Annotated in this window: 21 protein-coding genes; all 21 read left to right on the top strand. The window is 57.4% G+C overall.

The window, feature by feature from the left end; all coding sequences use genetic code 11:
- Positions 1–7 precede the first annotated feature (7 nt).
- The 21 genes from JMJ04_RS19145 to JMJ04_RS19050 all read left to right on the top strand — a co-directional run bounded on the left by JMJ04_RS19145 (position 8) and on the right by JMJ04_RS19050 (position 15357).
- The gene (locus tag JMJ04_RS19145) at positions 8–232 is read left to right on the top strand and encodes a hypothetical protein (RefSeq protein ID WP_201372029.1); all 225 of its coding nucleotides are present in this window, start codon (positions 8–10) and stop codon (positions 230–232) included.
- Between the two features lie 113 nt (positions 233–345).
- Positions 346–912 (top strand): NifU family protein, encoded by a 567-nt coding sequence (locus JMJ04_RS19140; RefSeq protein WP_201372028.1) that lies wholly within the window; start codon positions 346–348, stop codon positions 910–912.
- A complete protein-coding gene (locus JMJ04_RS19135) occupies positions 909–1604 on the top strand; it encodes a DUF5947 family protein (protein WP_201372027.1) in 696 nt (231 codons plus the stop codon). Before JMJ04_RS19140 ends, JMJ04_RS19135 begins: the two co-directional genes overlap by 4 nt.
- Entirely contained in the window at positions 1592–2242 is a 651-nt protein-coding gene (locus JMJ04_RS19130; protein WP_201372026.1) for a DUF6084 family protein, read from the top strand. Before JMJ04_RS19135 ends, JMJ04_RS19130 begins: the two co-directional genes overlap by 13 nt.
- The gene (locus JMJ04_RS19125) at positions 2239–3546 is read left to right on the top strand and encodes a hypothetical protein (RefSeq protein WP_201372025.1); all 1308 of its coding nucleotides are present in this window, start codon (positions 2239–2241) and stop codon (positions 3544–3546) included. The genes JMJ04_RS19130 and JMJ04_RS19125 overlap by 4 nt, the downstream gene beginning before the upstream one ends.
- Positions 3543–4136, top strand: coding sequence for a hydrogenase maturation protease (locus tag JMJ04_RS19120; protein ID WP_201372024.1), 594 nt, complete (start codon positions 3543–3545; stop codon positions 4134–4136). Before JMJ04_RS19125 ends, JMJ04_RS19120 begins: the two co-directional genes overlap by 4 nt.
- A gap of 23 nt (positions 4137–4159) precedes the next feature.
- Positions 4160–4261: a DUF6893 family small protein gene (locus tag JMJ04_RS48725; protein WP_007904663.1), complete on the top strand. Its 102-nt coding sequence runs from the start codon at positions 4160–4162 to the stop codon at positions 4259–4261.
- Positions 4262–4273: 12 nt separating this feature from the next.
- Positions 4274–4639: a hydrogenase maturation nickel metallochaperone HypA gene (gene hypA, locus JMJ04_RS19115; protein WP_201372023.1), complete on the top strand. Its 366-nt coding sequence runs from the start codon at positions 4274–4276 to the stop codon at positions 4637–4639.
- A 5-nt stretch (positions 4640–4644) separates the two neighbouring features.
- Complete coding sequence (gene hypB, locus JMJ04_RS19110) at positions 4645–5295, top strand: hydrogenase nickel incorporation protein HypB (RefSeq protein WP_201372022.1); 651 nt, start codon at positions 4645–4647, stop codon at positions 5293–5295.
- A gap of 295 nt (positions 5296–5590) precedes the next feature.
- Positions 5591–7948, top strand: coding sequence for a carbamoyltransferase HypF (hypF, locus tag JMJ04_RS19105; protein ID WP_201372021.1), 2358 nt, complete (start codon positions 5591–5593; stop codon positions 7946–7948).
- An 18-nt stretch (positions 7949–7966) separates the two neighbouring features.
- Positions 7967–8239 carry a HypC/HybG/HupF family hydrogenase formation chaperone gene (locus JMJ04_RS19100; RefSeq protein ID WP_201372020.1) on the top strand — a complete coding sequence of 91 codons (273 nt, stop codon included), beginning with the start codon at positions 7967–7969 and terminating at the stop codon, positions 8237–8239.
- A gap of 46 nt (positions 8240–8285) precedes the next feature.
- Entirely contained in the window at positions 8286–8909 is a 624-nt protein-coding gene (locus JMJ04_RS19095; protein ID WP_201372019.1) for a D-sedoheptulose-7-phosphate isomerase, read from the top strand.
- Entirely contained in the window at positions 8906–9190 is a 285-nt protein-coding gene (locus tag JMJ04_RS19090; RefSeq protein ID WP_201372018.1) for a HypC/HybG/HupF family hydrogenase formation chaperone, read from the top strand. Before JMJ04_RS19095 ends, JMJ04_RS19090 begins: the two co-directional genes overlap by 4 nt.
- Positions 9191–9255: 65 nt before the next feature.
- The gene (locus JMJ04_RS19085; protein ID WP_201372017.1) at positions 9256–9966 is read left to right on the top strand and encodes a D-sedoheptulose-7-phosphate isomerase; all 711 of its coding nucleotides are present in this window, start codon (positions 9256–9258) and stop codon (positions 9964–9966) included.
- Positions 9950–11104 (top strand): hydrogenase formation protein HypD, encoded by a 1155-nt coding sequence (hypD, locus tag JMJ04_RS19080; RefSeq protein ID WP_236038075.1) that lies wholly within the window; start codon positions 9950–9952, stop codon positions 11102–11104. The genes JMJ04_RS19085 and hypD overlap by 17 nt, the downstream gene beginning before the upstream one ends.
- Positions 11105–11119: 15 nt before the next feature.
- Complete coding sequence (gene hypE / locus JMJ04_RS19075) at positions 11120–12232, top strand: hydrogenase expression/formation protein HypE (protein ID WP_236038072.1); 1113 nt, start codon at positions 11120–11122, stop codon at positions 12230–12232.
- Between the two features lie 204 nt (positions 12233–12436).
- Positions 12437–12751 carry a DUF5808 domain-containing protein gene (locus JMJ04_RS19070; RefSeq protein ID WP_201372015.1) on the top strand — a complete coding sequence of 105 codons (315 nt, stop codon included), beginning with the start codon at positions 12437–12439 and terminating at the stop codon, positions 12749–12751.
- Between the two features lie 81 nt (positions 12752–12832).
- Positions 12833–13579 carry a hypothetical protein gene (locus JMJ04_RS19065; RefSeq protein ID WP_201372014.1) on the top strand — a complete coding sequence of 249 codons (747 nt, stop codon included), beginning with the start codon at positions 12833–12835 and terminating at the stop codon, positions 13577–13579.
- A gap of 153 nt (positions 13580–13732) precedes the next feature.
- Positions 13733–14176 (top strand): MarR family winged helix-turn-helix transcriptional regulator, encoded by a 444-nt coding sequence (locus JMJ04_RS19060; RefSeq protein ID WP_201372013.1) that lies wholly within the window; start codon positions 13733–13735, stop codon positions 14174–14176.
- Between the two features lie 87 nt (positions 14177–14263).
- Entirely contained in the window at positions 14264–14674 is a 411-nt protein-coding gene (locus JMJ04_RS19055; RefSeq protein WP_201372012.1) for a DUF2000 family protein, read from the top strand.
- Positions 14675–14826: 152 nt separating this feature from the next.
- Positions 14827–15357, top strand: a complete 531-nt coding sequence (locus JMJ04_RS19050) for a cupin domain-containing protein (protein WP_201372011.1) — start codon at positions 14827–14829, stop codon at positions 15355–15357.
- Positions 15358–15412 lie beyond the last annotated feature (55 nt).

Below are 15412 nucleotides of genomic sequence, written 5' to 3'. Positions count from 1 at the left end.
TGCGACGATGCCAAAAGGCAAGAAACACTCTGAAGAACCCGTACACCAGAGTGGGACAGGCAAGGGCGAAGAGGCAGTACGAAAGACCGGGCAAGAGGCCGGACGTCACGATACTGGCATCAGCGGAGCACAGCGCCGCGCTGGTAAGGCCTCGGGTCGCTTCTCTACGGGTATCAACCCCGAAAGGGAAGAACCGATTGATCCCAACAGCCCATACCTGCCACCACCTTAAACAGTTTCATGGGTAGGTGCCTCTCTGGAGCGCATCTACCCACTTGAAGAATATCCCCTTTGACACCTTATGTCATACCAGAGCAAACACACTACAGCACGGGAGAAGAGTCCATGCAGCAGCACCTACAGGAGCACCAGCGACGAGCAGAGCGCATCGAGACACTACTTCAGGAGGTAGCGCAGTTTCGCGACCAGCAGGCTCGTGAGACCACCGAAGAGCTTGTACAATTGCTGCTCGATCTCTATGGCGAGGGCCTGGCACGCCTGCTCGATATTGCTCGACGCGCTCAGAGCACGGGAGACGCCCTGGTAGGGCGCTTTGCCCAGGATGAGCTTCTGGCCTCGCTCTTGCTGCTACATGGACTTCACCCCCTCGACCTGGAGACACGCGTGCGTCAGGCTCTGGACAAACTGCAAACCACCCTTGGACCGCGCGGAGGCACGCTCGACCTGCTCAAGATTGAAGGGGCCAGAGCCTACCTCGTTCTCAATGGGAAACACTCCAGTTGTCCCTCCTCAAACGCCTCCCTGACGGCAAAGATCGAGCAGGCTGTGCATGAGGTGGCTCCTGAGTTGGAGGAGATCCTGATCGAGCAGAACAACCATCATAAGGCAACGATGCCTGTGACCTTTGTTCCCAGGCAGCGCCAGAAGAAGAGCACGAGGGAAGCGCTATGACAGCGAATTATCCAGATAATGGGCATATCGCGCCGCCTCCTCTGCGGGCGCTGAGGAGATTCGCGCGCACGCAACCTATCGAACAGGCCTCTGCGGAACACTGTGAGCTATGTGGCGAGGTCCTCGCGTCAGAGCACCGCCACCTCCTGGACCTCTCCAGCCGCGCCTGCCTTTGTGCCTGTGACGCCTGTACGCTCCTTTTTGCAGGTGAGCGCCAGCAGGCACGCTATCGGGCTATTCCCCGGCGCGTCCTGCTCCTCTCAGACTTTCAGCTCGGCGAGGCCCAGTGGGAAGCGCTTATGCTCCCTGTCAACATGGTCTACATCTTTCGCACGGCTCAAGGGGCACGCGCCTTCTATCCCAGTCCAGCTGGCGCGATGGAATCGCTGCTAGGCCTGGAGCAATGGCAGGGTATCCTCGCGGCCAATCCTGTATTGGAGGAGATGGAGAAGGATGTAGAGGCCTTGCTGATTAACCGAGTGCGTGAGCAGCGCGAATATTACCTGGCGCCTATCGATGTCTGCTATCAGCTTGTCGGCAAGATTCGTCTACACTGGCGTGGTCTCAGTGGCGGACAGGAAGCGTGGGAGGAAATCAGGGCCTTCTTCGAGCACCTGCAGGTGCAGGCAACGATCTATACCAGGCCGACACGTTCGCCCACAGATGGAGGAGAGCAGCCATGCCAGAGATGAACTTCGAAATTGTCCAGGCCGAGGTTCCGACATATGCCGCGACGCCCATGCTACTCTTTCAGTTACGTGTGAGCAATGAAGACGCAGAAGAGACCATTCACAGCATCGCGCTCCGCTGCCAGATCCAGATCGCGGTCACGCAGCGCCACTACAGCCCCGGCGCCCAGGCCCGCCTGCTTGAAGTCTTTGGCGAGCCCCAGCGCTGGGGCGAGACCCTGCGCAGCCTGCACTGGACGCATGTAGGCGTCGTTGTACCACAGTTTCGCGGCAGTACACTTGTAGATCTACCCGTTCCCTGCACCTACGACTTTGATGTCGTCGGTACAAAATACTTTGACGCCCTCGAGGATGGCGAGATCCCTCTCAGCTTTCTCTTTAGCGGGACGATCTTCTACAGTGGAGAACAGGGACAGTTGCAAATCGGACAGATCCCCTGGTCGAAGGAGGCCTTCTATCGTCTGCCAGTCAGCCTCTGGCGTGACATGATGAATCATTACTATCCCAATAGCGCCTGGATTCGCATGCATAAAGACGTTTTTGATCTTCTCTATGCCTATAAGATGGGACATAAATTGCTGACCTGGGATGATACCCTGCAACGCTTGCTCTATACAGCCAGCAAGGAGGTAGAGCCATGATATCAGAGCATATCAAAGCCATCGCCGACGCGGTGCTCTACGAGGGCTACCTGCTCTATCCCTATCGTCACGACGCGCTCAAAAATCGCCTGCGCTGGACCATCGGCGTGGTTTATCCTCGTCCCTATAGCGAGGCGCAAGGCAATATTGAACCCTGGCACATGCGCACCGAATGCCTGATTCAAGGTTCGCCCACCACCCACCTGACGGTCCTGGCCCGCTTCCTCCACCTGCTTGCCTGCACTCCAGACACGCCACAAAGTAAGGCAAGCGAACAAGAGAGCTGGCAAGAGGGCCTGGAGCGCGAGGTCCTAGCCCCTGAGATAGTGCTTGGCGACCTGCTTGCGCAGCCTCAGACAGTAGAGATTAGCTTCGAGGGCATGCAACAGACAGATACGTCCACCTCGCCTGGCGGAACAGCTGTCACACGGGTACAGCAGCCACTTCAGGGCAGGTTATACATCAGCGCGACACGGGTTGAGCCACAGCTCTTCAAGCTCAGGGTGGAGATCGAAAATACGACACCCGGCACGGAGCAGATCAGCAATCGCCATGATGATATTCTCTTGCATGCCTTCGTCTCGACCCACACGATCTTACAGGTAGAGCACGGTAGCTTTATCTCGCTGTTGGAGTACCCTGACGAGATGAGCCAGGCGGTGCAGGGCTGCCAGAATGTCCGCACATGGCCGGTGCTGGTTGGAGAACAGGGTGCACATGACACCATGCTCTCAGCACCCATCATTCTCTATGATTATCCTCAGATCGCACCCGAGAGTCCCGGCACCTTCTTCGACGGTACCGAGATCGACGAATTGCTCACACTGCGCATTTTGACGCTCAGCGATGAGGAGAAAGAGGCCATGCGTCACGGGAGCGAGCAGGCGCGCCAGCTCCTCGAACGAGTCGAGACTCTGGCACCAGAACAATTGATGGCGCTTCACGGCACCATTCGCGAGTGGCAGACCAGCAAGCCGCAACTGGCGAGCAAGACCTATGAGCAGACCTTTCCTGGTGAGGACTATCCGCCGCCACGGGCGATACGCATCGCTAACCGCGAGGTAAGCGCTGGCGATCGCGTGCGTCTGCACCCCAAACTGCGGGCAGATGCCTTTGATCTCTTGCTCAATGGCAAGGTGGCACGCGTCGAAGGCATCCAGCAGGATTTTGAAAACCGGCTCTTCCTCGTCGTGACGCTGGATGATGATCCCGGGCGCGAGCAATGGGATGAGCGCGTCCTGCCCGGGCATCGCTTCTTCTTCGCGCCCGAGGAGGTTGAACCACTGGTGGAGGGAACGCTATGAGTCAGTCTGCATCCAGGCCACAAAGCCAATCATCCATTCTGATCGCGGGGATCGGCAACATCTTTCTGGGTGATGATGGCTTCGGCTGCGAGGTGGCTCAGCGCCTCCTGCGCCGCGAGACCAAACCATATTCCGCGGGTGTAGAGATAGTCGATTTCGGCATCCGAGGCGTAGAACTCGCCTATACCCTGCTCGATGGCTACGATAACCTGATCCTGATCGACACGGTGGCACGAGGAGGAGCGCCCGGCACCCTCTACCTGCTCGAAATAGACCAGGCACAACCGACGCCTGAGCAAGGCACAGAGGCGGGTCGCATCGCCCTGGATGCACACAGTATGGACCCGGTCAAGATGCTGGCCTTCGCCCGCGCACTCGGCGCTCAGCCCGGGCGCACCCTGCTGGTTGGCTGCGAACCCTCGCCACTTGACACCCAGGCAGACGACTTCGACATTCATCCAGGGTTAAGTCAGTCAGTCGAGGCCGCGATTAGTGAGGCCATTCAACTTATTGACACGCTTGTAGCAGAGACCCTCGTAGATACTCAGCAGGCAACCGTTTCATCCAGGACAAAGGAGTCATCCTTTTAGCAAGGAAAGGTCTGGTTAATATTATGAAACCATTTACCTTACTCGCCGCACTTGGTCTGATAGTGCTCATCCTCAGGCAACTTTATCCCGACTATCAGCGCTATATGCGCATACGCCATATGTAATAAGGGGCCACTATGCATGAACTCGCTATCGCGCAGGGTATAGCCGAAGCCGTCGACGCCCAGGCGCAGAGCCACCAGGCCACGCATGTACGCGAGATCCACCTCCAGATTGGAGAGGCCCAGGGCGTGGTGAATGACTCGCTCACCTTCTGCTTTGAGATGGTGGCCAGCCTCTACCCGCTGCTAGAGGGGTCGAGGCTCTCAATTGAGTTCATCCCATACCGCGCACGCTGCCAGCGCTGCGCCAGCGAGTTCACTGTCATAAACTTTATTCGCCAGTGCCCAACCTGTCAGGGCTGGGAGACAGAGGTCGTTTCTGGCACCGAGATGCAGATCGTCGACATAGAGATTGATGCCCCCATGCAGGCAGAGGAGTAGCGAGCATGCCCAAGGTTACTATCGCGCAAAAGATCCTGGCGGTCAACGAGGATATCGCCCAGGAGATACGCCAGCAGCTACGAGCGCGTGGCATCCGCACGATCAACCTCATGAGTGGACCGGGCGCCGGGAAGACCACGCTGCTAGAGCAGACTATTGCGTGCCTGCATACGCGCATCAGCATCGGCGTCATTGAGGGCGATATCGAGACCAGCGCAGACGCCGAGCGCATTGAGGCGGCAGGTGGCATCTCCGTCCAGATCAATACGCGTGGGGCCTGCCACCTGGAGGCCCATATGGTGCGCGACGCGCTCGCGCAGATGGACCTGGCTCCCCTGCGCCTGCTCTTCATTGAGAACATCGGCAACCTGGTCTGTCCCTCCGCCTGGGACCTGGGCGAAGACATACGCGTAGTGATGGTCAGCACCAGCGAGGGTGACGATAAGCCAGCCAAGTATCCCGAGATGTTCGCCAGTGCCCAGGCCCTGGTTATCAACAAACTGGATCTCCTGCCCCATGTCACCTATGACCTGGAAAAGGTCAAACGGCAGGCGCGAGCTATCAAGCCCGACCTGACGATCTTCGAAGTGAGCTGCCGAACGGGTACCGGCCTACCAGCCTGGTGCGACTGGCTCAAGTCGCTTCCCACCCGGTAGGGGGATCAGGTTTACCGTGTCCGTTTCCCATCTGGTAGGGACCCGCTTTAGCGCGTCCGAATGCCATTCATGGCAGTGCGGCGCAAGCCAAAAACCTTTGTGGGCAACAGACGAACCACTCTCAGCAGAGTGCAATGGAATCTTTGGGCCACGCCTACAGGCGATTAATCGCCTTTGGACGCGGTAAACCGGGTCCCTACCGGGTGTAGAACGTTTTCTAGCGTTTTTGTATAGAGTCAAGGAAGGATCAGGTATAATGCCGCAGTGACGCGCGTAGCCCTGCGAAGGAGCAGTTATGGCAACGGTCAGTGGCATGACAATTGAGCGTAGACGCCTCTGCATTCGGGGCATCGTCCAGGGCGTAGGCTTCCGCCCATTCGTCTACACCCAGGCCCTCCAGTGCGGGTTGACAGGCTTTGTGCTCAACAACAGCCTCGGCGTCACCATCGAAGTCGAGGGCGCCCTTGCACAGCTTGAGCGCTTTCAGCACGCTATGTGCCATGACACACCTCCCCTGGCACACGTCGATACCATCGAAGTCGAGTCCATTCCTCTGTGCCATGAGCGAGACTTTCGCATTGCTCACAGCGAGGCAGGTGACGAGCGACAGGCTCTCATCTCGCCAGACTGCGCGACCTGCCCTGACTGCCAGCGCGAACTCTTCACCCCAGGCGACCGGCGTTTCGCCTATCCCTTTATCAACTGCACCAACTGTGGTCCACGCTTCACCATCATCCAGGATGTCCCCTATGACCGGGAGAAGACCACTATGCGCGCCTTCACCATGTGTCCCGCCTGCCAGGCGGAATACGAGGACCCGGCCAATCGGCGTTTCCATGCCCAGCCCAACGCCTGCCCTGTGTGCGGACCTCATGTGCAGTTCCAGGCATGGCAAGAAACACAAGCCAATCTCGACTCGCAGAGAGATCAGATCGCGCTCGCGGCTGAACAGCTTGCGCAAGGAGCCATCCTCGCCATCAAGGGACTGGGCGGCTATCACCTGGCCTGTGATGCCTGCAACGCCGAAGCTGTGCAGCGCCTGCGACAGCGCAAGCGACGCGAGGCCAAACCCTTTGCCCTCATGGTACCGGATACTGAGACAGCGCAACAGCTCTGCCATATCCACGAGAACGAGGCGACCCTACTTCAATCTCATCGACGCCCAATTGTTCTGCTTGATCAGCTCCCCGAGAACCCGGTGGCTTCCGGTGTCGCGCCAGGCTATGACACTCTAGGGCTGATGCTGCCTTATACCCCGCTTCACCATCTCCTGCTCCGGCATTTTCGTGAGCGCATAGGGGTGGAAGGCGTGCCAGTCCTTGTGATGACGAGCGGGAACCTGAGCGAGGAACCCATTGCCTATCGTGACGTGGATGCGCGGACCCGCCTCACCCCCATCGCGGAGGGTATGCTCAGCCATAACCGCGAGATTCATATGCGTACCGATGACTCGGTCACCCGCGTCGTTGGCGGAGAGATACAGTTCCTGCGCCGTGCACGCGGCTATGTACCCGAGCCTATCGCGCTGGGCTTTGACCTGCCTGTCCCCTTGCTGGCATGTGGTGGACATCTGAAAAACGCCTTCTGCGTTGGCAAGCAGCGCCGCGCCTTCCTCAGCCACCACATTGGCGACCTGGAGAATCTGGAGACCTTGACCTCGTTCCGCGAAGGCATCACGCACTTTCAGTGCCTCTTCGATATCGAGCCCCAGGCCATCGCATATGACCTGCATCCTGAGTACCTGGCGACCAAATACGCCCTTGAGACGGACATTCCTCAGAAGATCGGCGTACAGCACCACCATGCGCACATTACCAGCGTCATGGCGGAGCACCAGCTTGAGGGGAGTGTGCTCGGCATCGCCGCCGATGGCACAGGATATGGGACAGATGGCGCCATCTGGGGCTGCGAGATTATGCAGGCCACGCTTGGCGACTTCACGCGCCTGGCGCACCTGGCCTACGTCCCCCTTCCAGGGGGCGAGCAGGCTATCCGTCAGCCCTGGCGCATGGCGGCGGTCTACCTGGACCAGGCCTTTGGCGCGAGCTTCCCTAAGCTACCCATCCCTTTCACTTATATGCTTGATCGCCGCGCCTGGCACATCATCTCGCAGATGATCGAGCGCCAGCTTAATAGTCCAGCCACCTCCAGTCTGGGGCGACTCTTTGACGCCGTGGCCGCGCTCCTGGGGCTACGCCAGGAGGTACTCTACGAGGGACAGGCCGCGATTGAGCTTGAAATCCTGGCGCACAAGGCAGGCCTGGGCATGGAAGACGACTGCTATCCCTTCGCCATCCAGGAGCAGGGTGAGCAACATCCCAGGCTCCTGGATGTCGCGCCTGCCATACGAGCTATAGTCGAGGACATGAGGCGAGGTGAACCCTCAGCCAATATCGCCGCCCGTTTTCATCGCACTATTGCGGAGATGCTGGCCACAGCTTGTTGCGAGTTGGGGGCAAGTAGCGGGCAGCGGCGCGTCGCGCTGAGCGGGGGCGTCTTCCAGAATCGCTTCCTGCTTGAAGAAGTGCAGCGGCGCCTGGAGGCCTCCGGGTTTCACGTCTACGTCAATCGGCAGGTCCCGCCTAATGATGGTGGACTCTGCCTGGGTCAGCTCGCCACCGCGGCGGCGCGCCTGCGTACAGCAGCTAGCTAATATAAAAGGAGAAACGCTATGTGTCTTGGCATCCCTGGCAAGGTTGTAGATATTGTTGACGACGCCAACTCGATTGCCAAAGTCGATGTCTCGGGCGTCAAGCGCAACGTCAACGTAGCACTGGTGCGTCCCGAGGGCATTGGTCCTGGCGACTGGGTGCTGATTCATGTTGGCTTCGCCATGAGCAAGATCGATGAGCACGAGGCCCAGGAGACAATGACCGCCCTCCACCAGATGGGCGATGTCTACACCGATGAATTGAAGATGCTGCGCTCAAGCCAAATTGAATAGATCTATCCAGCCATGGTTATTATTACGCCAGATTGTGGGGGACAGCATGACGCAAGCAATGCCACAAAAACATGTCGACCTGCGCGCACTTGTCGAGGCCCGTTTCGCCCAGAGCACCTCGGTCCCCGAAACGTTTTTCGCCGCTCAGTCCCCGCATATCGCGGAGGCTTGCTGGGCCATGGCGCGCCGCTTTCACCAGCAAGGTCGGCTGATTGCCTTTGGCAATGGGGCCTGGGCCACCGATGCCCAGCATATCTCGGTGGAGTTTGTCCACCCGGTCATTGTGGGGAAACGCGCCCTTCCGGCCATGGCCCTGACCAATGATAGCGCCACCATTAGCGGTTTAATGGCTGGTGGCGCGCCAACCATGCCCTTCGCGCGCCAACTGCAAGCCCTGGCACGCCCCCAGGACATCGCCGTTGGCTACTCCGTTGATGGGCAGGACGCCAATGTGCTTGCTGGACTGGCGCTCGCCCGGCAACGAGACCTACTCACCCTGGCCTTGCTGGGGCGTGATGGCGGAGAGATCGCGCGGAGCGATCTCGACTTCTGCTTCGTCGTCCAGGCCAACGATCCACTGGTCATTCAAGAGACGCATGAGACGCTCTACCACGTCCTCTGGGAACTGGTTCACGTCTTCTTCGAGCATGAGGGCTTACTTTCGCAATGAAGAAACATGAAGCACACAATCAGGAAGAGACGCTCTTGCAACGAATGCAGGATACATACAGCAACTGCACTACAGGTATAGAGGGGCACTGTATCACCTGCTCGGACGAGGCGCTACCCGCACGCATTCTGAGCGTTGACGAGGCATGTGGGATGGCGCTGGTAGAGATTGCAAATGAGCAGACTGAGGTCGATGTCACACTGCTCGATCAACTGGAACCGGGCGACATGATCCTGGTACATGGAGGCACAGGCATATCTCTGTACACAGAACGGATTTAAGGGCAAGGCAGGAGCAAGAGAGAGACTTGCTATCCTGCTCTGGAGAGAGTAGGAGGAGGAAAGCGATGAGTGAAGCACAAGGTTCGGAATACGACAAGCTCTTCTATCCCTTCCTCTTTGAAGGGGGAAAAGCTGATGTAGCAGAGGTACTGGCAGAGGTACGACACTCCACACTGGAGAAATGCCACGAGGTCGTGGCTCTCAGGCGCGCCACGCTTGCGGGGTTTGAAGAACAGATCATCGCCGCGGGCGAGGCCATGACGCACGCCTTCGCCAATGGAGCGCTACTCCTGGCCTTTGGCAATGGCGGCAGCGCGACCGACGCCCAGGATATCGTGGCCGAGCTGCTGGACCCACCCTTTCCAGGTGGGAGGCCTCTGCCAGCCATCTCCCTCACTAATGACATCGCCGTCGTAACGGCAGTAGGTAATGACGTAGGCTATGAAAACGTCTTCCTGCGCCAGGTCATCGCCTTTGGCCATCCCGGCGATATCGCGCTGGGCGTCTCGACCAGTGGCAACTCCGCGAATGTCCTTCTGGCCCTGGAGCAGGCCAAAAAGCAACAGATGCTGACCATTGGCCTGACAGGCTACGAGGGCGGAAAAATGCTGCGCTCGAAGGCGCTTGACTACTGCATCAACTCGCCAAGCGACCATATTCCCCGCATTCAGGAGGCACAGGCTACCGTCTACCACGCGCTCCTCGAAATAATACACGTCCTGCTCAGCGAGCAGCAACAGAAAGAGCAAGCGAATGGGCATGAAATACATCGATGAATACCGCGACGCCGAACTGGCGAAGCGCATCTCCACGGAAGTAGATCGCCTGAGCCAGGGTCAGTCGCTCAAACTTATGGAGGTCTGTGGCGGGCATACCCACACCATCTATAAACATGGGATTGAGGACGTCCTACCACACAATATCGACCTGGTGCATGGCCCAGGCTGCCCCGTCTGTGTGCTGCCCATGGGCCGCATCGACGATGCCCTGGCAATCGCGCGCATGGAGAACGTCATCTTCACCACCTTTGGCGATATGATGCGCGTCCCGGGTTCTAAGGGGAGTTTGCTGGACGCCAAAGCAGAGGGAGCCGATGTGCGCTTCGTCTACTCACCCCTGGACGCCTTTAAGCTGGCCCGTCAATATCCCGACCGCCAGGTGGTCTTCTTCGCCATCGGCTTTGAGACGACGGCGCCCTCAACAGCGGTCACACTCCTGCGCGCTAAGGCCGAAGGTGTGCACAACTTCGCAGTCTTCTGTAACCACGTGACCATCATTCCCGCCATCAAGGCCATCCTCGACTCGCCCGATCTGCGCCTGGACGGCTTTGTCGGACCTGGACATGTGAGCATGGTCATCGGCATGCGGCCCTATAACTTTATCGCGCAGCAGCATCGCAAGCCAGTCGTAATCGCAGGCTTTGAGCCGCTCGACATTATTCAATCTGTCTATATGATCGTCAAGCAGATCAGCGAGGGGCGCTCAGAGGTCGAGAACCAGTATACACGTGTCGTCCGCCCGGAGGGGAACATCAAAGCCCTGGAGGCCATGGCACGCACGATGGAGTTACGCCCCTTCTTCGAGTGGCGCGGGCTGGGCTTTATCACCCATAGCGCCTTGAAGCTCCGCCCGGAGTTCGCGGAGTGGGATGCCGAGCTACGCTTCGACGTGCCGGGGCTCCGCGTGGCCGATCCCAAGGCCTGCCAATGTGGCGAAGTGCTCAAGGGCGTGATCAAGCCCTGGGAATGTAAGGTCTTTGGCACGGCCTGCACCCCTGAGACACCCATTGGCACCTGCATGGTCTCGCCGGAGGGGGCCTGCGCCGCCTACTTTAACTATGGACGCTTCTCGATGGCGGCTGAGCGCTCCCGCCTGCATATAGAATCGAACGCTACTATTCCCACCCGTTCATAAAGAGGAGGGGTCGCGATGCAAGCACATATCCCAGGCAGCCCGGACATGGTTGAGAGCGTTTTACAAAAGATTGAGCGCACGCGGCAGGCGCGCAAGCACAAGTTCTACCTGCGAGATGAACGCATTACCTTGAGCCATGGTAGCGGCGGCAAGGCCACGCATAACCTCATTGAGGGCGTCTTCGCACCGGCCTTTTCTAATCCTATGCTAGATATCATGGATGATTCAGCGATCTTCACCGTCACTGGCGAACAGCCAAGACTGGCATTCACTACCGATACCTATGTGGTGAGTCCGCTCTTCTTTCCCGGCGGCGACATCGGCAAGCTCGCGGTCCATGGCACAGTCAATGACCTGGCCATGGCAGGTGCCAGGCCACTCTACCTCTCGGCGGGCTTTATCCTGGAGGAGGGGTTTCCCATCAGCGAGCTACGCCGCATCGTCGACTCGATGGCGAACGCCGCCCGCGAAGCGGGAATCGCTATTGTGACGGGAGATACCAAGGTCGTTCAGCGCGGCAAGGCCGATGGCCTCTTTATCAATACTGCCGGTGTCGGCCACATTCAGGCCGCCTGGAACATGGGACAGAACTTCTTGCGAGCGGGGGATAAGATCCTACTCAACGGGCCTGTAGGGGATCACGGCATCGCAATCATGATGGCGCGCGAGGCTCTCGATATCGAGACCGACGTCGAAAGCGATACAGCGCCGCTACACTCCCTGACTGAGGCGCTGCTCTCGGCCGTGGGCGAGGGCGTGCACTGTCTGAAGGATCCTACGCGCGGAGGCGTCGCGACCTCGCTCAATGAGATGGCCATGAGCTCAGAGGTCTCAATTGGCCTCGAAGAACACGCCATCCCGGTTCATGCTGGAGTGCGTGGCGCCTGCGAGATTCTCGGCCTCGATCCCCTGACCATCGCCAATGAAGGCAAGCTACTGGCAGTCATCGCGCCAGAGCAGGCTGAGCACGCCCTTGATGTGCTCCACGCACACCCACTGGGGCGCGAAGCGGCATTGATAGGCACCGTGCAAGCAGAACCACCCGGCATGGTCTTCTTGCATACTGATATCGGTGGCCTGCGCGTCCTGGACATGCTGGTGGGTGATCCCCTGCCTCGCATCTGTTAGAAATAGCAGAGGGAGCATATCCATTGCAACCAGGAGCGCAAATACGCGTAAATGATTAAGAATGCCATGTGTAAGTTTTACTCTTGACCTCTCGCGCCTATGGCGCTCGCCCTGGTAAGGAGTATGGTACACCCTGGCGCGCACCGGCGTGCCAGGGTGTACCATACTCCTTACCAGGATGAAAAACAAGGAGACATACAAATCATGAGTCGACGACGGAAAAAGTTCGATGTCAAGAACGTCGCGCTTGGCGTGGCCGTAATCGCACTGACCGGGGCCGCCCTGCGCGAGCAACTGCGCAAACCGCAAGAGGAGCGCACCTGGGAAGGGCAGATCCTGGGCGTGCCCTATGACTTCCGCGCCCCCACCCCTGAGCGCATCCGTGAGCGAATGTGGAACCCCAACACCTCAAGCATTTTCACGCCTCATATCTTTGGCGTAGGCTGGACCATCAACTTCTATCCTCTTGTGCACCCCAAATCACGCAATGAAGCGGAACGTGAGCTTAGCCGCGTATAAGAGAGAAAGGGCCAATGTTTTTCTGCTTCAATTCAGCATATAGAACATTGGCTCTTATCTCTGAGGAAGGCACATAAGACGATGAACCAGCCGCCAGAGCGTGTAAGCTCGCACCAGCTTATTCAGAGCAGGCTCCCTCTCCTTACGACACGGGAGAAGATTGAGATTCTCTTTAAAGCCACGCGACCGCTGGGTACAAAAGAGAAGAGTGAGGTGCTGGGGGCGGCTGGCATCCAGTTTCTCAAACACCAGGTACCGCACCTGGCGCTCAAACTGCTTATAGAGCACTATGTCAAAGGCATCCTCTGGTCAGCCATCTATATCGTAGCGGCGGTCGCCTGTGTCTTCCTGCTGGCGCTGTTACAAGCCCCAGGCTCAGCCTTCTTAACCACGCTCGCCACCCTGATAGCCTTCTTCCTTGGCTTCCTGCTCTTTGCCCTGCTCGATTTTCTGCACATGCTACGCTCGCTTTTCACACGCAAGCTCTCCAAAGAGGAGCGCGCTCGTTTGGTCAGTGCCATCGAGGCGCTTGAGCCACAAGAGAGAAGCGCTTTGCTCAAGCAGATAGGGGCACAGGTTTTTCGTCGCGAGCTTGGCGATACCATCTTTGGCTCTCTGCTCAAAGGAATAATTGTCAGCCTGGTAGGTGGCCTGCTCACAGGACTCTTTCTACTCCTAAGCGTGTGGCTAGCCCACACGTTTGCAACCCCCTATCTACCTATTGTCGCGGCTGGTATCGCCTTTCTAGCGGGCTTCTTCCTCCCCCGTTACGTCCACGCGAGCCTGGGAAAATTCTCTCGACACCGCGCACCTGCACCTACGTTTTGAAAATGTTTTGTGCAAGAATTAGTAACTGCATTCTTGCGCAAAATTTACCTTGTACACAAGTAACTATTGTAAAAGTATTATGCCTACGTTATACTTGCATACATACAGATTAATACAAGAACGTATCCCTTCCTCTCTCAACAGGAGATGCTCATGGATCAGATTGAGGATTGTTTAAGCTTTTATCTCGGCAAGGCATATCAACGGGTCACTCAGTCAGCCAAACAGCGTCTAGCCCCGTATGGTGTTACGCCAGTGCAATACGCATTGCTCAAGGTCCTCTGGGAACACGATCAGCAGAGTGGAGCAGAACTAGGTGAGCGCCTCTTGCTAGACAGCGCGACGATGACCGGACTCCTTGATCGCCTAGAACATGCGGGACTAATTGAGCGCAAGGCACATGCGACCGACCGTCGTGTGAATAGAGTTGCGCTCACTGCTCGCGGACGCGATCTCCAGGCTCCGCTTGATCGCGAGATGGATCAAATGAATCGGGATTTTCTCGGCGAATTCTCTTCTGAAGAGAGGAAAGTTTTACGGAATCTGCTCACAACCCTCGCTAGATGGGAGCAGCCGGAGTCTCCACCTACTACTTGATAGAGTGGTTTGAGAGAAGCGAGAACACTAGAAGAGCAGTACGCTCCCGGAGGCTCACACAGAAATTGTAAAGTGAGGATTATTTTTATGCTCTTTGATACAAAAATTGCATTGATCATTCGAGATGATTTGGCCTCGTGGCAAAAAATGAATGTGGCTGCGTTCCTGGCAAGCGGGATTGCTGCATCCTACCCACAAAGTATTGGAGAACCATACGAAGACGCATCCGGAAATGGATATCTGCGACTCATTGGTCAACCTATATTGATTTATGGAGCGGATCGTGCCGCGCTAACACGAGCGCTTGATCGCGCCCTCACTCGAGGAGTACAGCCTGCCCTCTATACAGAAGAGATGTTTTCGACCACCCATGATGCCGCCAATCGTGATGCTGTTCGCGGTGTCGAACGAGAGAACCTGAATCTAGTGGGGCTCGCCATCAGAGCAGAGAGAAAAGTAATTGACAAGATCGTAGATAAGCTAAAGTTCCATCAATAAGTTGACAAAGATTGCTATCCTTGCCCAGAGCAAGCTTTGTCAATGAGGCTATACTGGTCAGAGAAGCGCCAGTTATAGCTGGCCTCTCTCTGTTGCATTCAAGAAGCCAATGTCTTCCTGTTCCCCGTTCTTCAAGCAGAAAGGGTGACTGCATGCCAGATAACAAAATAGGTTATGAGGCAAGGAAGCGCAACACGAGCCAGGAGGCACCTACACAAGTCCAGACATTCCCTGCTCTCCAGCCACTCATTAGGCAGCCTGGTGAAGGAATCAGTATCGCGGGCTCTCCCGAGGACCCGACCGCCATCACCCTGACCGGGAAGGAGACAGGGGGAGCCTTCTTCCTGATCAATGCCTACTCTTCGGTTCCCAATGTCGGGCCACCACTACATGTCCACACTCGTGAGGATGAAACATGGTACATCCTCGAAGGCGAGTATGAGTTCCGCATTGGCAATAATCTCGTCTCCGCCAGTCCAGGGATGACCATCTTCGGGCCACGCAACATCCCCCACACCTTTCACACCACAGGATCGGGGCATTGGCATGTCCTGATCATGGTCACTCCAGCTGGGCTGGAAGACTTTTTTATCACCATGGGGCAACGCATTCGTCAGAATGAACTGACGCCAGAGGGCCTGAAGAAGCTCGCCCGCCAGTATGGCATCAGTTTTTTGGATTAATAGGAGGTGTGAGATGGCCCCTGGTTGCCGCAGGCAACCAGGGGCCATCTCACAC

The sequence above is a fragment of the Ktedonobacter robiniae genome, from assembly GCF_016587375.1.
GTDB lineage: Bacteria > Chloroflexota > Ktedonobacteria > Ktedonobacterales > Ktedonobacteraceae > Ktedonobacter > Ktedonobacter robiniae.
The sequence above is the reverse complement of the archived record's forward strand: the minus strand, read 5'-3'. Positions and strand labels throughout refer to the sequence as shown.